A 22,316-nucleotide genomic window follows, 5' to 3' on the forward strand; every position below is an offset into this window, starting at 1 on the left:
ACCCTGCTGATGGCGGGTGCAGCCGGCCTCGGCCGCGCCCGCCATCAGCAGGGTTGATGCGCCCGCCAGAATTATGTGTCGCCATGATACGCTCATAGCCCAGCTCCCATGTGGTTCGCCTGACAGGAAGCAAGGAGGGCGCCGGTTTCCCTCCCGAGGCGAACAGGGCGCTATTTTTAAGGATTTGGGCGGACTGGCACGGCGCATGCTGTGGAGCGGTTCAACTGAAATTACGCCACTCGGGATTTTCAAAATGCGCCACGCCAATACACGCGCGCTCGCCAATTACTGGGAAACCATCCGCCGCGGCCGCATTGCGCCATTGCGCACCGATGTGTCGCCGGGGGACCTTTCCAGCCTGCTGAGCCATCTCTTCATTTTACAGCGGGTTGATAGTGATCATGCGCTTTTCCGGCTGGCCGGAACGGGGCTTTGCGAGCTGTACCGGCGTGAATTCCGCGACCATAATTTCCTGTCCATGTGGAACGGCGCCGACCGCGCCCATATGAAGGCGATGCTGGCCGCGGCCTCCCAGAACCCGGCCCCGACCGGCGCGCTGGCCGAGGCGGAAACCATTGACGGCATGAAGGTGGAGGCGGAAATCCTGCTGGCGCCGCTAATGTCGCCGGCCTCGCGCCTGGACCGTTTCCTGGGCCTGTTCCAGCCGCTGGCCCCGACCGAAAGCCTGCGCGGGCGTCCCCTTGTGAACCAGCGCCTGATGACGGTGTATCCGCCCAGCGCTCGCGTGGCGGTTCACAAACCGGCCCCGGCCGCATCCCACATGCCGCCCATGCCGCAACAGAATGGCGGCCGCCCGCATCTGCGTCTGGTGGCGGATAACGAAACCAGCCAGCCCGCTTAAAAAGTTCTTAAAACGATGCCGCTAGTCTCCACGCTCCCGTCATGGGAGCGAGGAGACCCATGTCTGACGCCCTTCGTCTGGACAAGCGAAAAGCCCGCGTGGCCGCGCGCGGCGCCGCCGATGCGCGGCGCTGGCAGCGCGTGGAAATCCCGCTGAAAGCGCGTTTTCTGGCCCCGGACGGCACCGAACATTCCGCCACGCTGGAGGACATTTCCCCCGGCGGCGCGCGCTTCACGGCCGCATGGCTGCTGGAAAAGGGCGCGCGGGTCGTCGTTAATGTCGAAGGGCTGGGCCGGCTGGAGGGCGTGGTGGCGCGTGAAACCCCGGACGGGTTTGCGGTGCGGCTCAGCGCCGGTCCGCGCAAACGCGAACGTCTGGCCGACGAACTGACCTGGCGGCTGAACAGGGAGCGTATGGAAATCGGCGATGACCGCAGCGCGCCGCGCCTGCCGCGCCGGGGCCGCGCCCGCATCGGGCTGGAGGGCGGTCAGGAAATTCTCGCCGAGCTGATTGACGTGTCCACAACCGGGATGGCGTTCCAAAGCGAGACGCGCCCGCCGGTGGACGCGAAAGTTTCACTGGGCCGGCTTTCCGGCGTCGTGGCCCGGCATCTGCCGGACGGGTTCGCCATCAAGCTGGACCCGCCCGAGGCCCGGACCCGCGACGCAGGCCCGGAAGCGGCCTAGCCGTCCACCTGGCGCAGCTCCGCGCCGAAGCGCCGGGCGTTTTTCACATAATGATCGGCGGAGGCTTTCAGCATTTCCGCGGTTTCATCATCCAGCGTGCGGATGACTTTCGCCGGCGCGCCGACCACCAGGGAATTATCGGGAATTTCCTTGTTCTCGGTCAGCAGGGCGTGCGCCCCGACAATGCAATTCTTCCCGATCTTCACATTGTTCAGCAGGGTCGCCCCGATCCCGATCAGGGAATAATCGCCCACGGTGCAGCCATGCAGCATGGCCTGGTGGCCGATTGTGACGCCTTTGCCGATGGTCAGTGGGAAACCCATGTCCGTGTGCATGACCGTCCCGTCCTGAACATTGGAGTCCTCGCCAATCACGATGGGCTCGTTATCGCCGCGCAAGACGGCGTTGAACCAGACGCTGGCATTGCGTTTCAGGATGATCTTCCCGATCAGCGCGGCGTCCGGCGCGACCCAGGCTGAACCGTCCCCGGGCAGCTGCGGCTGATCGTCTCCAAGGGCATAAAGCGGCATATCGGCAACGCCTCCATTTAATCGCGCATGAAACTTTTACGTCTCTGGCGGTCAGACTTTTTTCATTGGTTAAACTCACACTAACAGTGCGATTCGGAAATTCGAGTCGCCACCGCGCGCCGGCCTGGCCGGCGATAGCTCGAGGGCATGATCTTGACGCCTTGCTTGCGTCAATGGGGCCTTCAAACCCCGCCCGGAAAGCGGCCCCGCCGCTTACCAGCCCTTCTTTCACTCTGCTTCCAAATCCCTGCGACGCGCCTGGCCGGCGCGACGCTTAACCCTGACCATAGGAGATGACCTGATGGCCAAACGTTCCGTAAAACGGCGCATGAACCAGGGCGAATTCAACACCGACCACTATCGGGATGAAGAATCGAAAGTTCGCGCGCTGTTTCCGGATCACGTCCGTTATGACCCGGATCAGGCCGACAGGATCGCCGAGAAGAACAGGGATCAGCGCTACACCAAGAACATAAAACCCCGGTCCAAGGGGCAGGGGGAGCTGATCAAGGCGATCGAGACCCGCAACCTTGTGATGGCGCTGGGGCCCGCGGGCACCGGCAAGACCTATCTGGCCGTCGCCAAGGCGGTGGAAGCGCTGGAAAAAGGCGAAGTGGGCCGCATCGTCCTCTCCCGTCCGGCGGTCGAGGCCGGGGAATCCATCGGTTACCTGCCCGGCGCGCTGGAAGACAAGCTGGCCCCGTATCTGCGCCCGCTTTACGACGCGCTCTCCGACCGCCTGTCGCCGAAAAAGCTCAAGCAGCTGATGAGCGAGGGGATGATCGAAATCGCGCCGGTCGGCTATATGCGCGGCCGCACGCTGAACAACGCCTTCGTGGTCATCGACGAGGCGCAGAACTGCACCTTCGGCCAGTTGAAGATGCTGCTGACGCGGCTGGGCTGGCACTCCACCATGGTAGTCACGGGCGATCCGCAGCAGAGCGACCTGCTGCCGGAAATGTCCGGCCTTGGCGATATCGCCGACCGTCTCAGCGCGCTTGAGGACGTCTCCGTCATCCGGCTGGGCCAGGAAGACATCGTCCGCCACCCGCTGGTCGCCTGCATGCTGGACGTTTTGTAGAGAAAAGGGATCGGGCGGGCCGTTATTTATGGTCCGCCCGTTTTCCTTTTTGGCGCTCCGGCCGTGTTCAGGCTTTCCAACAGGCTCTGGAGTTCCCGTGACCTGCGCTGCGGGGGCAGGGGAGAACCCGGGCGCATTCTGTAGATTTTCCGTTCCACCAGAAGCATGACTACGATATCGGCGTCCCGGATCGCCGTATGCGCTTCGGGTGACGCCAGCGCATCGATGTGGATGAAAGCGGTGTCGCGGAAATAGGGCGGCAGCAACCTCTCCAGCGCGGTTCCGAAGCTGTCGTGAATGACCACCAGTTTCTGGTTCACGACCGGCGCCCCGGCCTGGCCTGAGGCGCGCCAAACATGCACCAGCTCGGCCATATCGGCGGCCATGTCCGTGGCCTCCAGAGTCACGCCTTCCCGCACCGCGGAATGGGTCTCTCGCTCGAACGACCGCCACAAGCCGGCAATCCTGTCCAGATCCTGCTGGTCGATCCGAACGTCCGTTGGCTGGACGGCGCCGGAATCCCAAATGCCGGGGGCGATGGCGTCCATGATCGCCTCGGCGGCCACCGCGGCGCCGTAGCCGTTCCAGTGCGTGTCCCTTTTGAAATAGAGCAATGGCTCCGGGCCGTTCTGCCGCCGGGCTTCCCGCATTGGCGACCACAGATCAACAAACCCGGGACCGTCGGCAAGCGCCGCGCGAAGCGCGTCGATATTCCGGTCGCCCCCGGCGCGGGAGGCCCGATAGCGCCGCGGCAAATATTCGGGATAGATGGTCGCCTTGTTAGGCGCGAAGGCAAAATAGAAATCGATCTCTGTGGGCGCGGCGCTGGCGATGGACAGCATGGCCGAGCGGGTTTCCTGCGCATCCGACAGGGGCCGCCGCTCGATATCCAGAGCGGGTTGGTAATAGAGCCAGTCTTCACGGCCCACGACGACCCGGTCGGAAGGCGTATCGCGCAACACCTCGTAATCAATGGCGGCATCCAGCGAACGCCAGAAAGCGCGCGCCGTGATCCGGTCCGCAAGCGCTTCGCCCAGATCCGCGTAGAATCCCGCATCGAAAAGCCTGTCTGCGCGGACATCGGGATATGGGACCGGCCGGCGGTTCAGGTCGCCCGTATCGGCGGGAAACAATATGCCCAGTCCCAGCAGCGGCAGGGCGAGCACAAGGAACAGGACCAGGAAGGATCGATAGAAGCGGCGCATGGGCTAGAACTGGAAGTAGATGAAAGCGGAAAACGCGCCTGTAATGACCCACAGAAGCGCCAGTGGAACGCCCCCGAGCATCAGCGCCCCGGCACAGGCGTCGGCCCATCGGGTGCGGCTCTCCAGCAACCTGCGCGCGTTGAAGTTGCGCGGAAGGAAGAAGACAAGCGCCGCAAGCGCCAGTATCAGCACGTTCTTCGTGGTGAGGGCGTCGGAGACTGCAAAAGCGGTGGCCCCGAATTCGAACGCGAACAGGGCGCGGTACATGACAAGCGCCTGATCGAACCCGTCTGCCCGGAAAATGACCCAGCCCATCATCACAAGGAACAGCGTCAAGGCCCGCCGCCATGGGGAGGGGGCGACGTCGCGCCAGCCCAGCAAACGCTCAAGCACCAGCAAGGCCCCGTGATAGACGCCCCATATCAGGAAGGTCCAGGCCGCGCCGTGCCAGAGGCCGGTCAGCAGGAAAACGATCCAGAGATTCAGATAGGTGCGCCCCGCCCCCGCGCGGTTTCCGCCCAGCGGAATATAGACATAGTCCCGGAACCAGTTGGTCAGGGTCATGTGCCAGCGCCGCCAGAAATCGGTGACGGTGAGGGCGGAATAAGGCCGATCGAAATTTTCCGGGAACCGGAATCCGAAAATGCGGCCCAGCCCGATTGCCATGTCCGAATATGCGGAGAAGTCGAAATAGATCTGCAGGGTGTAGGCAACCACGCCCAGCCAGGCGGCCGGAGTGGTCAGATCGTGCGCGGGCGTATCGAAGACGGCCTGGGCGATCTGCCCCACGCTGTCGGCGATGACGACTTTCTTGAACAGGCCAAGACCGAAACGCTGCGCGCCTTCCACGAAATCGTCCCAGCGCGTGATGCGCTGGCGCAGCGCTTCCGCGACAAGGTGGTATCGGACGATCGGCCCGGCCACCAATTGCGGAAACATCGCCACATAGACCGCGAAATCCAGCGGGTTGCGAAGGGCGCGCGCTTCCTTTCGGGCAATGTCCAGAACATAGGACATTGACTGGAAGGTGTAGAAAGAAATCCCGATGGGCAGGATGATCTCGGTCCAGGGGCGCGGCTCCAGCCCGACGAGACCGCCGAAACCATTGAGCTGGTCGACGGCGAAATTGGCGTATTTGAACCAGCCCAGAATCGCCAGATTGCTCAGGACGGACAGGATGACGCCGGTAACCAGAAGGGACCGCCGGTCCCGGTGCGCGCCGCGATCAACCAGCAGGCCAAAGAAATAATTCAGCCCGATAGAGGCAAGCAGGATAAAGACGAGACCGCCGCCGCCCCACGTGTAGAACAGCAGGCTGGCGGCCAGCAGGGTATAATTCCGCGCCGGCCGCGGGGTCAGAAAATAGGCGGCGATGGCCGCAGGCAGAAAGAAAAACAGGAATTCGATCGAGGAAAAAACCACGCCGCCCCGCGCACTGGAGAAACGATACGCCAGGCCCACTTATGGCATGGCGTATCGCAGGCTCAATCAATCTTTTCCCGGGGGCCTCGTTCCGCTCTTGTCCGGCGCCCGCTCCTTGCCGACCGGATCGAACAGCCAGTTCGGGCCCAGGACGCGGAGGATCTCGACCAGCTCGTCAGGCGTGAAGGAGTAGAGAGACTCTTCTGTCACGTCGCGCACCTTGGAGTCACTGGCCTGGAGATCCAGACCCAGCGTCTCGCGTACCCAGTTGATATCCTCTTTATGCTTGGCGACTTGGTCGTCCATGAAGTCATCAGGAAGCCCGAATTTCGGGCCCGCGATGTCCTGGAGCGGTTTGAAAAGTTGAGGATGGAGCCCGAAACGGTGGTCGTGACGCCAGAATTCCTCGTTCATGGAAGACAGGAGTTTGACGCCTGTGAGGGATAGAGACTCGTTCAGCCGGTAGATGCGCAAAGACTTGCGCGTCGCTTCGCTAAGGCCGATGGCCGCGAAAAAGTCCTCGACGACATCTCCATTAACCAGCTTGTCACGCGCAAAAGTGCGGACATACAAATTTTTAGATCCGAAACAATCCAGCCAAGGTTCTATGGCTTCCCGGTAAGGCAAGACATTGACGCGCCCGAAAATCTCGAAAATTTTCGAAAAAGGTTGCCCGCCCTTGATCCTTTGCTGGGCCATGCTGGCGATCGCGCTGCGGGGCGGTCGCAGATAGACGATGACGTCGATCTGGTCGAAACGTTTGCTGAACCAGGCTTTCAAGGCTTGGACTTCGGACGCGGCGAGGCGGCTTATCGCTTCGCCGGAAAGGATGACATTGCCGTTCCGATGTTTCTCCAGGAAGGCTTCGAAACGGGCTATGTCTTTCTCGAATTGCCGGTCGATCTCCACGGGATCCTTAACCCCCTGGGCTTTCATGCTCCGGATATGGTGCTTCTTTTCTTTGAAAAGATACTGGATCAGATAGGTGTGGTTGGACGCGTCATCATAATAATGGAAACCCGCATCCGCTAACGTGCTGGCATTCCTCTGCAGCGTGCGCTGGATCGAGGTGGACCCCGTCTTGTTCATGCCGATGTGAAGATAAAGATGCGACATGAATCGGTCGGGTCCTGAACTGGCCGTATCGAGCAAACAACAGACAAAAAAATCCGCGCCGCCTTTTAGCAAGGGCGGCGCGGATTGCGATAGTCGGCCAGACAGGCCGGTTTTACAACACGAAGTCGGTTTCTACCGGCGCGTCTCCGAACACCAGAATGGCAAAATCGGCGTTGCCGTCGCCATCCGTATCGCCCTGCACCAGCGCGCGGCCGCCCTGGTCGATGACGCGCAGTTCGCCCGCCGTGCCGGAAAATCCGCCGGTGATGAAGGTGAAGGCCTGGTCGTCGGCGGCGACCGTGTCGGCGTCCACGCCGCTCAGGTCGATGGTGTCGATGCCGCCTTCGAAATCACGAATGATGTCGCGGGTGGCGCCGGTCGCGCCGGAGTCGCTGGCTGACTGATACAGGAATGTATCCGCCCCGGCGCCGCCGAACAGGATATCGCGGCCCCCGCCGCCAGCGATCAGGTCATCCCCGTCGCCGCCCTGCAGCTTGTCCGCGCCGGCTTCGCCATAAAGCCTGTCCGCGCCGGTGAAGCCGCGGAGCGTATCGTCGGCCGTGCCGCCGAACAGGCTGTCGCTGCCGTCCGCGCCCAGCAGCATATCGCTGCCGGCGCCGCCAAAGAGCTGGTCATTGCCCGGGCCGCCATTGATCGTGTCGTTGCCGGCTTCGCCATAAAGCGTATCGTTGTCGAACCCGCCAATGATGAAGTCCGCGCCGCTGCCGCCGCGGATCAGATCGTCATTGCCATTGCCATAGAGCTTGTCGTCCCCGGCGCCGCCATAAATGAAATCGCTGCCGCCTTCGCCAAACATCCGGTCGTTGCCGTCGCCGCCCTGCAAACGGTCGCCGCCGCCGCCGCCCTTGATGTTGTCCGACCCCAGATTGCCATAGAGCGTATCTGCGCCCACGCCGCCGCGGATTACGTCGTTGCCGGAACCGCCTTCAATCCGGTTGGCGTTGTCGTCGCCGAACAGGGAGTCGCCAAAAGCCGAGCCCGTAATATTTTCGACGGAGATAAGGCTGTCGCCTTCGGCGTGCCCCCCGATACCGGTTCCCGCATTCAGATTGACGGTGACCGCGCTGCCGGAGCCGGCATAGTCCGCGGTGTCGGTTCCTTCGCCGCCGTCCAGGATATCTGCGCCGTTGCCGCCACGCAGGATATCGCCGTCGCCGCCGCCGAACAGCATATCGTCCCCGGCGTCTCCATTGAGCGTGTCCATGCCGCCCAGACCGTAAAGACGGTCAGCGCCCGTTCCGCCATAAAGAAAATCATTGCTCGTTGCGCCATAGAGCGTGTCATCGCCGCCCATGCCGTAAATATTATCGAAGGAGGACGGACCCGCCATCACGTCGATGTCGCTGCCTTGTCCAAGCGGCGGAGGGGCGGCGTTGCCGCCGGCGAAGATGACGTTGTTATTGTCGTCGCCGATGATGAAGTCGGCAAATTGCGAGCCGACGATATTCTCGATCCCGGCATAGGTGTCGCCGGCCGCGTCGCCGGCCGTTCCGCCGGTGGTGAGGTTCAGATCGACTGCGCCCTCCGCATCGGCGTAGCTGACAGTATCAACGCCGTCGCCGCCATTCAGCGCATCCGCGCCGGTGCCGCCATAGAGCGTGTCATTATCCGCGCCGCCGAACAGGGAGTCGTTGCCGGTCCCGCCAAACAGAACGTCATCGCCTTCAAGGCCATAGAGCGTATCGCTGCCGCCATTGCCGTACAGCGTATTGTCGGCGCTGTTGCCGCTGATGACATCGTCGCCCGATCCGCCCTCGGCATTCTCGATCAGCGAGCGGGAATCGCCCTCATATTGCAGCGCGTTGAAGACATGGGCGCGGGCATGGGTGTCCATGCTCTGGTCGCCATACATGTTGGTATGGGCGCGCTGCGCATTGCCGTCCGTATCCAGATCGCTCCAGCCGCCCGGGGCCAGGTCGATCGACAGGTTCGTCGCATAGTTTGAGAAGTCGTAGGTATCGACGCCGTCGCCGTCCCAGATGGTCCGGAAGATGACGTTCTGCACCGGTGCGCCAACGCCAACGCCATCGACCAGCATTTCGCCGGTTGTGGTGGAGAAGGTGTAGACGGTGTCGCCGGAATTGCTGTCGAAATTCGCGCCATAGTGATGCTGCAGCGCCGCGATGTCGTACATCATCAGCGTCTGCGCGAAATGGCCGGACTCGTTCGTGTAGTAATTATAGCTGCCAAGGTCATGCCCGACATAGGAACGGTAGGTCATGATCGAGAATTCCATGGAATCCCGGTCTGCCGTCATCGCGCCGAAGCCGCCGGTCTGGTGGCCGTGCTTCAGGCCGGAATTGTGTCCCAGCTCATGAATGAAGGTGTGATAGGCGAAAGAGCCCAGATCCGGCGTGTTGTATGAGGTCTTGTTGAACCAGGAATCGCCCGCGTACTCGTCAGACCAGGGGTAATATCCCCATGCCGTGCTGGGGCTGTCACTTTCGGCCAGCCGGTAATCGGCGTGCACGGTGTCGGTCTCGGTGATTTCGGTAAAGCTCAGCGTTGAAATCGCCTCGTACATCTCGAAAATCTCGCGCGAGGCGGCGATCTGGCCGGCATTCAGCGCTTCAAACGTGTCGGGTTCCTCTCCCGGGCCGTACCCGCCGGTCGGCGAAAGATAATTGGAGGCCGAAGTCGGGAACGAATAGGTCAGCTCCGTGGTGTCCCAGGACTGCACCAGCAGCGCATCGATATTCTGGTCGCCGGACGCCACGGGGGGCGTCGATCCGGATTCATTTTCACCATGAACACGCTCGGGGTGTTCCGGGAACGGGACCGGGCCTTCCAGGCCGTATTCGCCCGCGCCCGCCCCGCCAGACGCCACAGGGGCCGCAGAGGCCTCAGCATCCTCGACCGGGACCGCATCGATATAGATCAGATTGGACGCGCTGGACGACTTCCCCGTCAGCGACAGGTCCATGAAGCTTATAAGCATGTGGTGATTCTCCAGGAGGGTGGCCGAAAACCGACCATCTGCGCCGGATATATAAATGATAACGTGAGTTACAGCGAGCAGAAATACGACAGTATTTGAATAAAAGACATAAAAAATGAGGCCGGTCGCGAAACCGGCCTCATTCATACAGTTGAAGCTCTTTACTAAAGCGCGAAGTCAGCCTCCACCGGCGCTTCGCCGAAAATGCGGATCGCGAAATCGGCGCTGCCGTCGCCGTCGGTATCGGCCTGGACCAGCCAGCGGCCGCCCTGGTCGATCACGCGCAGTTCGCCGGCCGTGCCGGAAAACCCGCCGGTGATGAAGGTGAAGGCCTGGTTGCCGCCTGTGCCGCTATCGGCATCGATCAGGCTGACGTCGATCAGGTCCACGCCGCTCTCGAAGTCGCGGATGATGTCGCGCTGGCTGCCGGACGTGCCGGAGTCCGCGGCGCTGAAATAGTAAAAAGTATCAGCGCCGGAGCCGCCGAACAGCAGGTCGCGGCCTTCGCCGCCGGTCAGGTAGTCACTGCCCGCGCCGCCTTCCAGCTTGTCGCCGCCGCCATGGCCGTAGAGCGAGTCGGCACCGCTGTCGCCACGTAGCACGTCGTCATCGGCGCCGCCCAGCAGGGCATCGTCGCCGGAGCCGCCCAGCAGCAAGTCTTCGCCAGCTTCGCCGACGATGTAGTCATCGTCTTCACCGCCGACCAGCACGTCATTCCCCGTTCCGCCGATCAGGGAGTCGCTGCCGCGGCCGCCGGAAAGAAGGTCCGCGCCAGCGTCGCCATACATGAGGTCGTTATTGCCGTTGCCGTACATCTTGTCCGCGCCGTCGCCGCCGAACAGCGTGTCAGTGCCGCCTTCGCCGAACAGGCGGTCATTGCCCGTGCCTCCGAAGATATTATCGAAGCCGCCGCCGCCCTTGATATTGTCCGCGCCGCCGCCGCCATAGAGGTCGTCATGGCCGACGAAGCCGCGGATCACGTCATCGCCGTCAGCGCCGGAAAGCATGTTGTTCGCGTCATCGCCAAACAGCGAATCCGAGCTTGCCGAGCCGATGATGTTCTCGATGCTGAACAGGCTGTCGCCCTCCGCATCGCCGCCAGAGCCGGTGCCGGAGGCCAGGTTGACCGTCACGCCTGCGCCCGAGCCCGTGTACTGCACAGTATCGACGCCGTCATCGCCATAGAGCGCATCGGCTCCGACGCCGCCCTCCAGCGTGTCGTTGCCTGCTTCGCCATAGAGGGCGTTATCCTTGCCGTCGCCGATCAGCAGGTCGTCCATCGTGCCGCCGCGCACGGATTCGATGTTTTTCACCGATCCCGAATTGCCGAACCCGTCATCGACGATGAGTTCCTTGAGAAGGTCCACATGAACACCACTGGAGGCGACTATGAACTCGGGGCCGGAGACGCCTTCCACGAAGGTGGAGCCTGTAAAATAGACGATCCGGTCGTACCCGGTTCCGCCATCGAGAAATTCCGGCGCCGTTTCCAGCTGGAAGTCGTCATTGCCGCCGCCGCCATAGAGGAAGTCGCCGCCCGCGGTGCCGATAAAACCGTTATCGCCATCATCGCCCACAAGCGTATCGGCATAGACGGTGCCGCCGCCCAGTTGCTCAATGCCTGAGAAATACTCGACGTTTCCGAATCCGTCATTCTGGATAAAGCCCAGCGCGAGGTTCGCGATGACGCCCTGGGTGGCGGTCTGATCGTAGAAGGAAATGCGGTCTATTCCGTCACCGCCCTCATAATAGTCTACGCCGTCATTGCCCCGCAGATAGTCATTGCCCGCGCCCCCGAACAGGGAGTCGTCGCCGTCCCGGCCGTTCAGAGTGTCCCCGTCATCGCCGCCGAAGATCGCGTCATTGCCGGTTGCGCCATCCAGGTAATCCACTCCGCCATAACCGTAAATCAGCTCATCGCCGCTATTGCCGAGATGGAAATCATCGCTTCCATCTCCATAAAACGCGCTGTCGGCGTTGCGTTCCAGAACGAACCCGCCGCCCGAGGACTGCGAGAGATCAAACTCTCCACTGGTCAGGAAGAGGCTTCGATCCGCGCCGCCATCGCCATCAGTATCGATCTCTATCAGCGTCTGGCCGCCGCTCTTGGCATAGCGCACCTCGCCGGCTGCGCCGCTGAACGCCGCCATGCCGATGAAGTCCAGAACGATGGAATCGGTGGTCTGGATGTCGGTCAGATCAATGCGGTCGACGAGTTCGAAATCGGAAATAGCGTCAGAGCTGATTTCCGCGAGCGCGTCGAAGTTGAAGACATCCAGTCCGCCGCCGCCGATCAGGGAATCCAGCCCCGCGCCGCCGGTCAGGATATCAGCGTCGGCGCCGCCATTCAGGCCGTCATTGCCCGATCCGCCGAACAGGCTGTCCGCGCCGCCGCCGCCCTGCAGGCTGTCTGCGCCGCCGCGGCCGTAGAGGCTGTCATCGCCCATCCGGCCGGAAAGGCCGTTGGAGGCGGAAGTCCCGAAAACCGTGTCATTCCCGGCGTCGGTAATAACGGCTTCCACGTTCACCACGGTCAGGGAGCCAAAGCCGATGGCCTGCTGGGTGGCGATGTCCAGATCCACGGTGATGTCCGCCGTGACGGGATTGGACGAGTCGGAATAGTCGAGCGTGTCGTATCCGTCGCCTCCATCGACATAATCGGTCCCCGCCACTGAGGCATATATGCTGGCGTTGGACGCCGGGCCGAGCGTGTCGTTGCCCGCGCCGCCATAGATGAAGTCATTGCCGCCGCCGCCGAACAGGTTCACCCCTGCGGTCGCGCCAGTGGCGTCCAGGATGTCATTGCCGTCTTCGCCGGCGACAATCGCGCCGAAGGTTTGCGCCGTGATCAGCGTGTCATCGCCATCAGCGCCGCGGATGTTCAGCATGGCGTCGCCGCCGTCGATCGTGTCATCGAAATTGCTGCCATACACGGTCGTGAAATTTTCGACATTGGAGATGCTCGCCCCCAATGCCGCGGCCACAACGGCAATGCTGTTCGAGGACAGGTCGATGGTGACGCCGACGCCAGAGGAAAGGAAAGTGGCCGTAATGCTGTCTGTGTCGTTGCCGCCATCCACAGTGTCGTTCAGGCCAACCGTGAGATTGTCGTTGCCGTCGCCGCCGTAGAGGAAGTCGGTGCTCCCGTCGTCGGCCGATGGATCAAGAAGGCGGCTGCCCTGGTATTCGATGAAGCCGGCGCCGCCGATCAGCGTGTCATTGCCGGCGTCGCCATAGAGATAATCGATGTTGGTTCCGCCGGAGATTACGTCATTGCCGGCGCCGCCAAAGGCCGAGTCGCCGCTATCGCCGCCGGATATGGCGTCATTCCCCGAGCCGCCGAAGAGAGAGTCGCTGTCACCGCCCCCGTCCAGATAGTCGGCGCCGGTATTTCCGTACAGCGCGTCACTCCCTTCCAGGCCATAGATCATATCCGACTGGCTGCCGCCGATCAGAATATCGTCGCTGGTTGTTCCGATAATAAGCGTCATCATTCCCTCCCTTGATCTCCGCATACATCAGTAGCGGCTACGGGGAGGAATAGAACCCTTCGATCAAAAAAAACCCGCCGCGCAGGACGCGGCGGGTTTCTTCATGATCTGCTGCGGAGTGCTAGAGCACGAAGTCCGCTTCCACCGGCGCCTCGCCGAAGATGCGGATGGCGAAATCGGCGCTGCCGTCGCCGTCGGTGTCGGCCTGGACCAGCCAGCGGCCGCCCTGGTCGATGACCCGCATTTCACCGGCGGTGCTTGAGAACGCCCCGGTGATGAAGGTGAAGGCCTGGTCGCCGCCCGTGCCGCTGTCGGCGTCGATGCCGCTTAGGTCGATCTGGTCGACGCCGCTCTCGAAGTCGCGGATGATGTCGCGCTGGCTGCCCGACGTGCCGGAGTCGCTCAGCGCCGTATAGACGAAGGTGTCCGAGCCGGTGCCGCCGAACAGCAGGTCGCGGCCGTCGCCGCCGGTCAGCTCGTCGTTGCCCGCGCCGCCTTCCAGCTTGTCGCCGCCGCCATTGCCGTAGAGCGAGTCGTTGCCGCTGTCGCCGCGCAAGACGTCGTCATCGGCGCCGCCCAGCAGGGCATCGTCGCCGGAGCCGCCGAACAGCATGTCCTCGCCGGCTTCGCCGACGACAAAGTCGGCATCCTCGCCGCCGCTCAGGACGTCATTGCCGGTGCCGCCGATAAGGGAGTCGCTGCCCCGGCCCCCGGCCAGCAGGTCCGCGCCGGCGCCGCCATACATGATGTCGTTATTGCCGTTGCCGTACATCTTGTCCGCGCCGTCGCCGCCGAACAGCGTGTCGGAGCCGCCTTCGCCGAAGAGCCGGTCATTGCCGCCCTGTCCGTAGATCGTATCGAAGCCGCCGCCGCCCTTGATATTGTCGGCGCCGCCGCCGCCATACAGGTCGTCATGGCCGACGAAACCGCGGATCACGTCATCGCCTTCATTGCCGGCCAGCGTGTTGTTGCCGTCATCGCCGAACAGGGAGTCGGCCTCGTTGGAGCCAACCACGTTCTCGATGCTAATCAGCGTATCGCCTTCCGCGTGGCCGCCAGAGCCGGTGCCGGAGGCAAGGTTGACCGTCACGCCCGCGGCGGAGGCCGCATAGATGACCGTGTCAGTGCCCTCGCCGCCGTCCAGCGTGTCTGAGCCGTCGCTGCCATACATGGAGTCGTCCCCGCGGCCGGCGCGGAACCAGTTGTCCGCATCGTCACCGATCAGGAAGTCATCGCCGTCGCCAGTGAAGACGTTCTCGATGCCGCCGGAGGACGTGACGGCCACGCCGTCGATCGTGCCGGTGCCCGCACCCAGATTAACCGTGGTGTTGGAGGTGACGGCCGCCGCGTTCAGCGTATCGGTGCCGCCGTCGGAGTCGCCAAACACGGTGGAGTGACCGTCAACGCCGGCATAGTCGGAGAATTCCTCCGTGAAGACATAGAGGTCGTCATTGTCCGGCGTGCCGCCATAGAATTCCAGTTGCGCGAATTCCAGCGTGCCCGTGAGGCTGGTCCAGCGGTCGGAGATTGTAACCGTCCAGGTTCCGGCGCTGTCCTCGCCGCGGAAGGCGTTGGAGGTGAACAGGAAGCTGTCGGTCGCGGAATCGCCCGGCACGTGGTCGAACGCCACGATGCTGGTGGTGCCGGAGGGCGAGGTGAGGGTGATGTAGTAATCGCCCATATAGCCGTCCGGGATGTCCACGCGCAGGCCCACCATCTCCAGGTCGACATCGTCGGTCGCCGTGAAGTCGAAGGTGAAGCCGGTCGGGTTATTGTCCGGGATGGACTGGCTGCCGGACCATGTGTCGGCCACCAGGTTCTCCCAGTTGGCGCTGGTCTGCTGGTCCGTCCAGGTCTCGGCCAGGCGCACCGCCGCATGGGCGTCGACCAGGCCGAAGCCGTAATCGTTGGAGAAGTGCAGGCCGCCGCCATTCCAGTTGTCGGCGCCGTTCCAGCCCCACTCGAACAGCTCGAACCCTTCCGGAGAGTCGCCGATATCGGCGCCGGTGTGGTTGGAGGAATAGGCCAGAATGTTCTGAACGTCGCGCCAACCCAGATCCGGATTGGCTTCCAGCATCAGCGCCACAAGGCCGCTGACCAGCGGCGTCGCGGAGGACGTGCCGCCGAACGTGCCTGTATAGTCGCCAGACTCATAGCCGTCGGAGCCTTCGCGGTCCGTCGTCCAGATACCCGACCCGGCCGTGCTGTTGCTGTGACCGGCAATCAGAACCGAGGAGCCCGGGTTGGAATAGTAGGAAACGCCGCCATCATGGCTCGCCGCGGCGACCGCGATGGTTTCCGGCATGCTGATCCAGTTGGAGGAGTTGGCGCTGTCGCCGGCCTCACGCGAATTGCCCGCCGCCACATTGACGACCGTGCCCAGACCGCCGCGGCCATTATCCACCGCATCGGCAACGCCGGCGAAGAAATTGGTCCAGAACGTGTCCGCGCTCAGCAGGTTGGCCGCGAACGGCGTGGTGAAGCCCCAGCTGTGGTTGGTGATGTCGAAATTATCCATTTCGGCCATCGAGCCATAGAACTCGGCATTGGTGTCGATATCGGTGCCTTCGGACAGGATATCCACGCCCGCGATGGTGGCGTCGAACGCCACGCCAACCGTGCCCGCTCCGTCATTCTCGGCCGCGATCACGCCCGCGACGGCCGTGCCGTGCGCGGAATCCGCGGAGACCGGGTAGGGGTCATGCGTATTGCCGCCGATTTCGATATGCATGCCGGCGTCGTAGTTTCCGTCGAGGTCGGAGTGGGTGTAGGAGACGCCGTCATCCCAGATGCCCACCGTCACGCCTTCGCCCGAATAGTCGTCCCAGACTTCCAGCACGTTCAGATCCACGCCCGCCGTGCCGCCGCTCTGGCCGGTATTTTCCAGATGCCACTGATTGCCGAACAGCGTGTCAGACGGCGTGTACAGGGTGTCGCGCCCGTAATTGTCGTCAGAGACTGAGGGAACAAACTCCCCGATTTCCGGAAGATGGGCGCCTTTACCCGCTGAAACCGCGCCGCGGCCATGGGCCATAACGGCCGAAGATGCGCTGGCGCCGGCGTCAACTTTTTCTTCGGAAGGGTTGTAGCCAGTCTGGCCGCCGCTGACCGGAACGCTCAGCGCGGAAATGCTGTTATCGTCCGAGGACGCGCCCAGCAAATCCGCCGGCGCGTCAAAACTCAGATCATTGTCCAGCCAGGCGTAATCTTCGTAGGCCAGAACCCCATCGAACGTATTGGACATGGTTTATCCCCATCAAGAACTCATGGGGCTCGCCCTCGGTCGTCAGCGGACCTGACCGCCGGCAACGCTCGCAGGGATCCCTCCTCCGGGATCTGGCCCCTACCGGGCGCAGTTAACCTAATCGCAAGACAGCATGCAAATGAGAATCACTGTTAGCGCCTTCTGAGCGGGCCAAGCTGCTGATTTCTAGAGCAGGAAATCACTGTTGCTCATGTCCAGCGGCGCATCGACCAGAATTTCCAGATCCGCTTCCCGGTCTCCGTCCAGATCGCCCCGGACCAGCCAGATATCGCCGTTGCTGGTGGCAAAATAGGTCAATTGCCCGGCCGTTCCGGTAAAGGCGCCGACTATCGTGAACGCATCGTCGGCGGCCGTGGAGGGGTCGGCGTCGATTGCGGTCAGGTCGATACGGTCGCCGGTATTCCCCCGGAAGCCCTGGATCAGGTCGCGCTGGGTGGAAACGCCCGTGGAGTCGGATGCGTCCAGATAGACAAAACGGTCCGCCCCGTTGCCGCCGATCAGGATGTCGCGGCTTTCGCCCCCGGTCAGGGTGTCCGCGCCATCGCCGCCGCTCAGGCGGTCGCGCGCGGCGCCGCCGCTCAGCGCGTCATTGCCGTCGCGGCCGATCAGCACGTCTTCGCCGGCCCCGCCCTTGATGGTGTCGTCCCCGGCTTCCCCGTCCAGCAGGTTGTTGCCGCTGACATCGCTCAGGAAATCATCGCCTTCGCCGCCGCGGAACAGGTCCGTTCCGCCGCCGCCATACATGAAGTCATCGCCATTGCCGCCGCGCAGCGTATCGTTGCCGTTCTGGCCGAACAGCTGGTCCGCCCCGTCCAGGCCGTTCAGGCGGTCATCGCCGTCCAGACCGTTCAGACGGTCATTGCCGGGACCGCCTCTCAGCCCGTCATCGCCATCGGTGCCATTGATCACTGTGTCCGGATCGCCCGGATCCGGGTCGCCTTCGCCTTCGGTGTTCTGCGCCATGGCGACGGCGCCCTGCGCGTCGATAAAGCCATAGCCGGTGGCCGGGTCATAGCCGGCGTCGAAGCCCGGCGTGTCCGGATCGTCCATGTCCAGCGCCGTGTCTTCCAGGATCTGGCGGATCTGTTCCGGCGAAAGGTCCGGATTGGCCTCCAGCATTAGCGCGGCCACCGCGGCGGCATGGGGCGCGGCGGCGGAGGTGCCAAAAAAGTTCGGGAAATTGTCGGCGTCGGCGCTGCTGTCGCTGCCGAAGAAGGTCGTATTGCCGCCGTCTGGCGCGACAAAGGCCGGCTGTTCGCGATATTCCGGGGAGGGGAGGCGGTTGCCGTTCTGGTCAAACAGGATCGGAACCCCGCCCTTGGAGGAAAAGCCGTTCACCGAAGCCGGGTCGATGCCAAATTCCGGCGTGTTGAAATAGGCGGCCGCGCCCACGCCGATTGAGCCTTCGGCGATGGAATGCCCGAACGAGGTAGCGTTTTCGTTTTCGCCATTATCCTCAGTCAGGTTGCCGTCGCCGAAATGGACAAACTTGATCAGGCCGGCGTCCGGCCCCTGATCGTTCCATTTCTCGATGACGACCGCGACTTCCAGCAGATTGCCGCCCGTATTTTCATAGGAAAGAACCTCGACCGGGTCCGCGCCGGTGCTGTTGCTGGTGCCGGAATCCAGCACCTCGCCCGTACGCGCATTGATTAGCCAGATATCGTAATCGCTGGCCGAGCCGGGGGAGGCGGCCGAGGTGGAGGCGTAAGGCTGGTCCCACTGGAAGGAAATGCGGAATTCCTCGCCCGCCTGAAGGATATAGTTTTGCGTCAGATCGATGCCCGCGCCGGGGTCGAAATCGTGGAACGTGCTGTTGGCGTTGTCGGTAAATTGCGGGTTGATCGTGATCGTATCGGGATCAACGCGAACGCCCCGATAGGCCGCCTCGTAAGAAGCGTTGCCGTTATTCCCGGCGGAGGAAAAATACACCGCGCCTTCGGCCACAACCGCGTCCACCGCCTGGGCGATAATGCCGTCGGCGAACATGGGCTCGGCGAAATAGATCACGTCATCGACGATCACGTCCGCCCCGGCGTCCGCCAGCTCGATAATGCCTTGCGCGAAATTGGCCTGCCCCAGGAAAGCGGTGTGGAACAGCAGGTCCGATCCCGGCGCGACATCATGGATAAGCTGCGCCATGCCCCGGCCTTCGTCGCTGCCGGGAAAATTGCCGGACGTGCTGGGCAGGTCTTCCAGTATCTGCACGCCGGCGGGCAGATCGCCGCTGTTGCGGTCGGCCGGATAGCCGTTCAGATTATTGAAGCTGTCGGACAGCACCCCGATGGCCACGCCGTCGCCGTCCAGGTTGAACTGGGCTCGGGCGTCGTCGGAATTCATCGCCTCGTCGCCCTGGCTGGTGGTCTGGCCGACATTGGCGATGGCGATGCTGGCGGTGGCCAGGGTCAGGCCGTCCATGCCCTCCATTTCGGCCAGCGCGGAAATCGGCATCAAGCCCGACACCATCCGGCCGAAGGAAGCGCCATGCTCCAGCCCCAGCGCCGTCAGGTCGGCCAGCAGGCTGTCGGTCATGCCGATATCGGCGATGACGTCGATGACCACATACTCGCCATGCAGGGCAAGACCCGAAAACGACCCGCCCAGGGACGATATCGCGGCCGCCTCGCCATATTGCTCCACCGCGTCATTATAGGCGGCGGCCAGCTCCTGCAGATTGCTGTCGAGGTCCGATTTGGCGGGGGTGACGTCAGACATGGCGTGCTCGCTCTGGCAAATGGCTTTTCCGGTATTAGACTTCTTACGCGTGACCGATGTCGATATTGCGGCGCCGTTCGCAGGCCCGGAATTCCGGCAGTTTCACAATAATTTGACCTAGCGCGCCGCCGCTGCGTTTCTAGCCGTCGCCGCTGATCTCGCCGTCCAGCCACCGCGCCGCCTCCGCCGGCGTTGCCCCGTCCAGGTCCACACGCTTGTTGGCCTGCCGCATCTGTTCGGGACTGATGGCGTTCAGCAGCGGACGCAGCGCCGTGATCAGGGCGGGATTGTCCGCCGCTTCCGGGGACAGCAGCAGGACTGCGTCATAGGGCGGCAGGGCCTGACGCGGGTCGTCCAGAATGACCAGGTCGAACGCGGCCACCCGCCCGTCCGTGGTATAGGCGGTGATGGCGTCAACGGCGCCGTCGCGCACCGCGCCATACATGAAGGTGGAGTCCATGGACCGGGTGCGGGCGTTCTCCAACCCGTAAAGCTGTTGTGTCCGGGGCCATTCCGGGCGGGCGAAGAATTCCGGATCGGCCCCGATCTGCGGCCGTCCAAGCCCGCCCAGCGCGCCAATCGTGGACGCGTCCAGCGCAGCGGCGGTCTCCCGCGTGACCGCAAAGCCGTAGGCGTTCTCGAAACCCAGACCGCCCAGCTGCAGGACGCCGTATTCGTCCAGCAGGAAACCGGCCGTGCGAACCGCCATCCGGTCCCGCGGTATCGGGGTCTCCTGCTTCAGGATATTGGCCCACAGCGTGCCGGTATAATCGACATAGACATCGATATCGCTCTGGGCGAGGGCGTCGAACGCCACCGTGGAGCCCAGATTGCCCCGCACATCGGTCCGCGCGCCGGCGTTTTCCAGCCGCAACGCGATCAATTCGGACAGAATATACTGTTCGGTGAACGACTTTGCCCCGATCACGATGCGGGAATCGGTCAATCCGGGCGCGTTATCGCGCGCTTTTTCTACGGTTTTGCCGCTGGTTCGGGGCGATATCGCTGCGTCAAACCGCACGAAGGCGGGCAAAAGCGCCACCAGAATCAAGGCGATAAACGCCGCCGATGCGGCCAGAGCGCGGCGCGGTTTGCGCATCGACACGCCGGTTTCCACCAGTCTCAGCAACTGATCCAGCACAATGGCGAGGCCGGCGGAGAACACACAGCCAAACAAAACCGTGTCCCAGCTGCGCGTTTGCAGGCCGGAAAAGATGTAATCGCCAAGGCTGGGCGCGCCCACGGGCGTCGAAAGCGTCGCCGCGCCGACCACCCAGACGGTCGCCGTGCGCACTCCGGCCAGGATCGTGGGCGCGGCCAAGGGCAGCTCCACGCGGAAAAGCGCCTGTCGCGGCGTCATTCCGACCGCCCGCGCGGCCTCTTTCACCGCCGGATCGACCCCTTCAAGGCCCACAATCGCGTTCCGCAGCATGGGCAGCATTGAGTAAAACATCAGCGCCAGGAAGGCCGGCGCGAACCCGATCCGGCCCAGAAGCGGCACCATCAGGGCCAGGAACGCCAGCGCGGGGATCGTCTGCACCACCGATGCAAACCCCAAAGCCGGCCCGCGCAGCAGCGAAGACCGCGCGCACGCCACGCCCAGCGGCAGGGATATCACCGCCCCGGCGCACAACGCGGCCGCGGTCAGCAACATATGCGCGCCCAGAAGGTCGGGCAGCCGCGCCCATTCGTCGGTCAGATTCATCATCGCGGCCGCCCCGCATGGCTTTTTGCTAATGACGCGGCAAGGCGCGGGCGGCTTTCCGGGCCTAGAATGACGGTTTTGGGGAGGGATTCATGGATGCTTTGAGCCGGGCGCGCGCCCATCCCTGGCTGGCCCAGCCCGACATTCAGGCCGCGATTGCCTGGTATGCGGGAACGCTGGGCTTCGACCGGACGCAGGATTACGGTGATTTCGGCATCGCCGCGCGGGGCGATATCGGTCTGAATTTCTGGCTCTGCGACAGCCGCCACATCGCGGAAAATACCTCCTGCTACATCACCGTGCGTGATGTCGGGGCGCTGGACGCGCTGTTTTCGGAGTTCAAATCGCGCGGAGACGCCTTCGCGCCCGGCCGTATCAGCCCGGTTCCGCAGGACTTCGATTACGGAATGCGGGAATTCTATGTCTGGGACCCGGCGGGAAACCTGCTGCGTTTCGGGGCTGCGCTGGAACAAGACTAGCCCTCCTTCAGCGCGGCAAAGGCGCGGATTTCGCGCTGCGGCGCATCCAGAAGCCCCGCCACATAGGCGTCGGCCGGGGCGTTCAGGATCGTGGACGGGGGCGCGTCCTGCACGATCCGGCCGTGTTTCATCACGACAATCCGGTCGGCCATCAGCACCGCTTCGGTCATGTCGTGCGTGACCAGGATGGCGGTGAGGCCCAGATCCTTCTGAACCTGTTTGAAATCGCGCCGCAATTCGTCGCGGGTGAGGGGGTCCAGCGCCCCGAAAGCCTCATCCATCAGGATCAGTTGCGGCTCCGCGGCCAGCGCACGGGCGATGCCCACGCGCTGTTGCTGGCCGCCGGACAGCTCGGAGGGCAGGGCGCCGCGCATTCTCTTCGCGTCCAGCCGCATCATGTCCAGCAGCGTATCGACGCGTTCGGAGATTCTTTCCGCCGGCCAGCCCAGCAATTGCGGGGTGATCCCGATATTCTCCGCGACGCTCAAATGCGGAAAAAGGCCGATTTCCTGAAACACATAGCCGATGCGGCGGCGCAGCTCCGGCCCGGAATGGCTGGCGATATCCTCGCCGAACAGGTCGATTTCGCCCGCGTCCGGCTCGATCAGCCGGTTGATCATCTTCAGCGTCGTGGTCTTCCCGCACCCCGACTCGCCGATCAGCGCCAGGGTCTCGCCCGCCCCGGCGGCAAAACTGATGCAATCGACCGCCGTCTGGCCGCCATACCGCTTCACGACATCGGTAAATGAAAGGACCGGCACGGGTTTTCCGGACTGGTTAGAAGACAGGCCGAGTAAGAC

14 protein-coding genes are annotated in these 22,316 nt (G+C 63.2%); 4 read left to right on the forward strand and 10 right to left on the reverse strand.

Annotated features, from left to right (window positions below):
- Positions 1 to 253: 253 nt before the first annotated feature.
- Both H2040_RS09265 and H2040_RS09270 read left to right on the forward strand, forming a co-directional pair.
- Positions 254 to 862: a PAS domain-containing protein gene (locus tag H2040_RS09265; RefSeq protein WP_022697311.1), complete on the forward strand. Its 609-nt coding sequence runs from the start codon at positions 254 to 256 to the stop codon at positions 860 to 862.
- A 59-nt stretch (positions 863 to 921) separates the two neighbouring features.
- Complete coding sequence (locus tag H2040_RS09270; RefSeq protein ID WP_022697310.1) at positions 922 to 1,548, forward strand: PilZ domain-containing protein; 627 nt, start codon at positions 922 to 924, stop codon at positions 1,546 to 1,548.
- Here the strand turns inward: H2040_RS09270 and H2040_RS09275 are convergent.
- Positions 1,545 to 2,078: a gamma carbonic anhydrase family protein gene (locus H2040_RS09275; protein ID WP_287156982.1), complete on the reverse strand. Its 534-nt coding sequence runs from the start codon at positions 2,076 to 2,078 to the stop codon at positions 1,545 to 1,547. The genes H2040_RS09270 and H2040_RS09275 overlap by 4 nt on opposite strands.
- 301 nt (positions 2,079 to 2,379) lie before the next feature.
- On the opposite strand from H2040_RS09275, the gene H2040_RS09280 reads away from it, so the two are divergent.
- On the forward strand, positions 2,380 to 3,159 hold the full coding sequence (locus tag H2040_RS09280) for a PhoH family protein (protein ID WP_287156985.1): 780 nt from the start codon (positions 2,380 to 2,382) through the stop codon (positions 3,157 to 3,159).
- Between the two features lie 26 nt (positions 3,160 to 3,185).
- Here H2040_RS09280 and H2040_RS09285 read toward each other — a convergent pair whose 3' ends face one another.
- The 8 genes from H2040_RS09285 to H2040_RS09320 all read right to left on the reverse strand — a co-directional run bounded on the left by H2040_RS09285 (position 3,186) and on the right by H2040_RS09320 (position 21,040).
- A complete protein-coding gene (locus H2040_RS09285) occupies positions 3,186 to 4,364 on the reverse strand; it encodes an alginate O-acetyltransferase AlgX-related protein (RefSeq protein ID WP_287156987.1) in 1,179 nt (392 codons plus the stop codon).
- Between the two features lie 3 nt (positions 4,365 to 4,367).
- The gene (locus H2040_RS09290; protein ID WP_287156989.1) at positions 4,368 to 5,786 is read right to left on the reverse strand and encodes an MBOAT family O-acyltransferase; all 1,419 of its coding nucleotides are present in this window, start codon (positions 5,784 to 5,786) and stop codon (positions 4,368 to 4,370) included.
- A gap of 66 nt (positions 5,787 to 5,852) precedes the next feature.
- Positions 5,853 to 6,902, reverse strand: a complete 1,050-nt coding sequence (locus H2040_RS09295; RefSeq protein ID WP_287156991.1) for a hypothetical protein — start codon at positions 6,900 to 6,902, stop codon at positions 5,853 to 5,855.
- Between the two features lie 112 nt (positions 6,903 to 7,014).
- Entirely contained in the window at positions 7,015 to 9,861 is a 2,847-nt protein-coding gene (locus H2040_RS09300) for a M10 family metallopeptidase (protein ID WP_287156993.1), read from the reverse strand.
- A gap of 164 nt (positions 9,862 to 10,025) precedes the next feature.
- Entirely contained in the window at positions 10,026 to 13,352 is a 3,327-nt protein-coding gene (locus H2040_RS09305; protein WP_287156995.1) for a calcium-binding protein, read from the reverse strand.
- A 121-nt stretch (positions 13,353 to 13,473) separates the two neighbouring features.
- Positions 13,474 to 16,596: a S8 family serine peptidase gene (locus H2040_RS09310; protein ID WP_287156996.1), complete on the reverse strand. Its 3,123-nt coding sequence runs from the start codon at positions 16,594 to 16,596 to the stop codon at positions 13,474 to 13,476.
- A gap of 186 nt (positions 16,597 to 16,782) precedes the next feature.
- Positions 16,783 to 19,332 (reverse strand): S8 family serine peptidase, encoded by a 2,550-nt coding sequence (locus H2040_RS09315; RefSeq protein WP_287156998.1) that lies wholly within the window; start codon positions 19,330 to 19,332, stop codon positions 16,783 to 16,785.
- Positions 19,333 to 19,471: 139 nt separating this feature from the next.
- Positions 19,472 to 21,040 carry an ABC transporter permease/substrate-binding protein gene (locus tag H2040_RS09320; RefSeq protein WP_287156999.1) on the reverse strand — a complete coding sequence of 523 codons (1,569 nt, stop codon included), beginning with the start codon at positions 21,038 to 21,040 and terminating at the stop codon, positions 19,472 to 19,474.
- Positions 21,041 to 21,129: 89 nt separating this feature from the next.
- Here H2040_RS09320 and H2040_RS09325 point away from each other — a divergent pair, with 89 nt between their 5' ends.
- On the forward strand, positions 21,130 to 21,516 hold the full coding sequence (locus H2040_RS09325; RefSeq protein WP_287157000.1) for a bleomycin resistance protein: 387 nt from the start codon (positions 21,130 to 21,132) through the stop codon (positions 21,514 to 21,516).
- Here the strand turns inward: H2040_RS09325 and H2040_RS09330 are convergent.
- Positions 21,513 to 22,277, reverse strand: coding sequence for an ATP-binding cassette domain-containing protein (locus tag H2040_RS09330; protein ID WP_287157002.1), 765 nt, complete (start codon positions 22,275 to 22,277; stop codon positions 21,513 to 21,515). The two genes, H2040_RS09325 and H2040_RS09330, sit on opposite strands and share 4 nt — an antisense overlap.
- Positions 22,278 to 22,316: the final 39 nt, after the last annotated feature.

The sequence above is a fragment of the Euryhalocaulis sp. genome (assembly GCF_013911995.1).
Taxonomy (GTDB): Bacteria; Pseudomonadota; Alphaproteobacteria; order Caulobacterales; family Maricaulaceae; genus Euryhalocaulis; species Euryhalocaulis caribicus.

What these genes read in the sequence shown, in the direction of transcription:
- H2040_RS09265 (WP_022697311.1), top strand. Translation starts at nt 254, where the DNA reads ATGCGCCACGCCAATACACGCGCGCTCGCCAATTACTGGGAAACCATC.
- H2040_RS09270 (WP_022697310.1), top strand. Translation starts at nt 922, where the DNA reads ATGTCTGACGCCCTTCGTCTGGACAAGCGAAAAGCCCGCGTGGCCGCG.
- H2040_RS09275 (WP_287156982.1), bottom strand. Translation starts at nt 2,078, where the DNA reads ATGCCGCTTTATGCCCTTGGAGACGATCAGCCGCAGCTGCCCGGGGAC.
- H2040_RS09280 (WP_287156985.1), top strand. Translation starts at nt 2,380, where the DNA reads ATGGCCAAACGTTCCGTAAAACGGCGCATGAACCAGGGCGAATTCAAC.
- H2040_RS09285 (WP_287156987.1), bottom strand. Translation starts at nt 4,364, where the DNA reads ATGCGCCGCTTCTATCGATCCTTCCTGGTCCTGTTCCTTGTGCTCGCC.
- H2040_RS09295 (WP_287156991.1), bottom strand. Translation starts at nt 6,902, where the DNA reads ATGTCGCATCTTTATCTTCACATCGGCATGAACAAGACGGGGTCCACC.
- H2040_RS09300 (WP_287156993.1), bottom strand. Translation starts at nt 9,861, where the DNA reads ATGCTTATAAGCTTCATGGACCTGTCGCTGACGGGGAAGTCGTCCAGC.
- H2040_RS09305 (WP_287156995.1), bottom strand. Translation starts at nt 13,352, where the DNA reads ATGACGCTTATTATCGGAACAACCAGCGACGATATTCTGATCGGCGGC.
- H2040_RS09310 (WP_287156996.1), bottom strand. Translation starts at nt 16,596, where the DNA reads ATGTCCAATACGTTCGATGGGGTTCTGGCCTACGAAGATTACGCCTGG.
- H2040_RS09315 (WP_287156998.1), bottom strand. Translation starts at nt 19,332, where the DNA reads ATGTCTGACGTCACCCCCGCCAAATCGGACCTCGACAGCAATCTGCAG.
- H2040_RS09320 (WP_287156999.1), bottom strand. Translation starts at nt 21,040, where the DNA reads ATGATGAATCTGACCGACGAATGGGCGCGGCTGCCCGACCTTCTGGGC.
- H2040_RS09325 (WP_287157000.1), top strand. Translation starts at nt 21,130, where the DNA reads ATGGATGCTTTGAGCCGGGCGCGCGCCCATCCCTGGCTGGCCCAGCCC.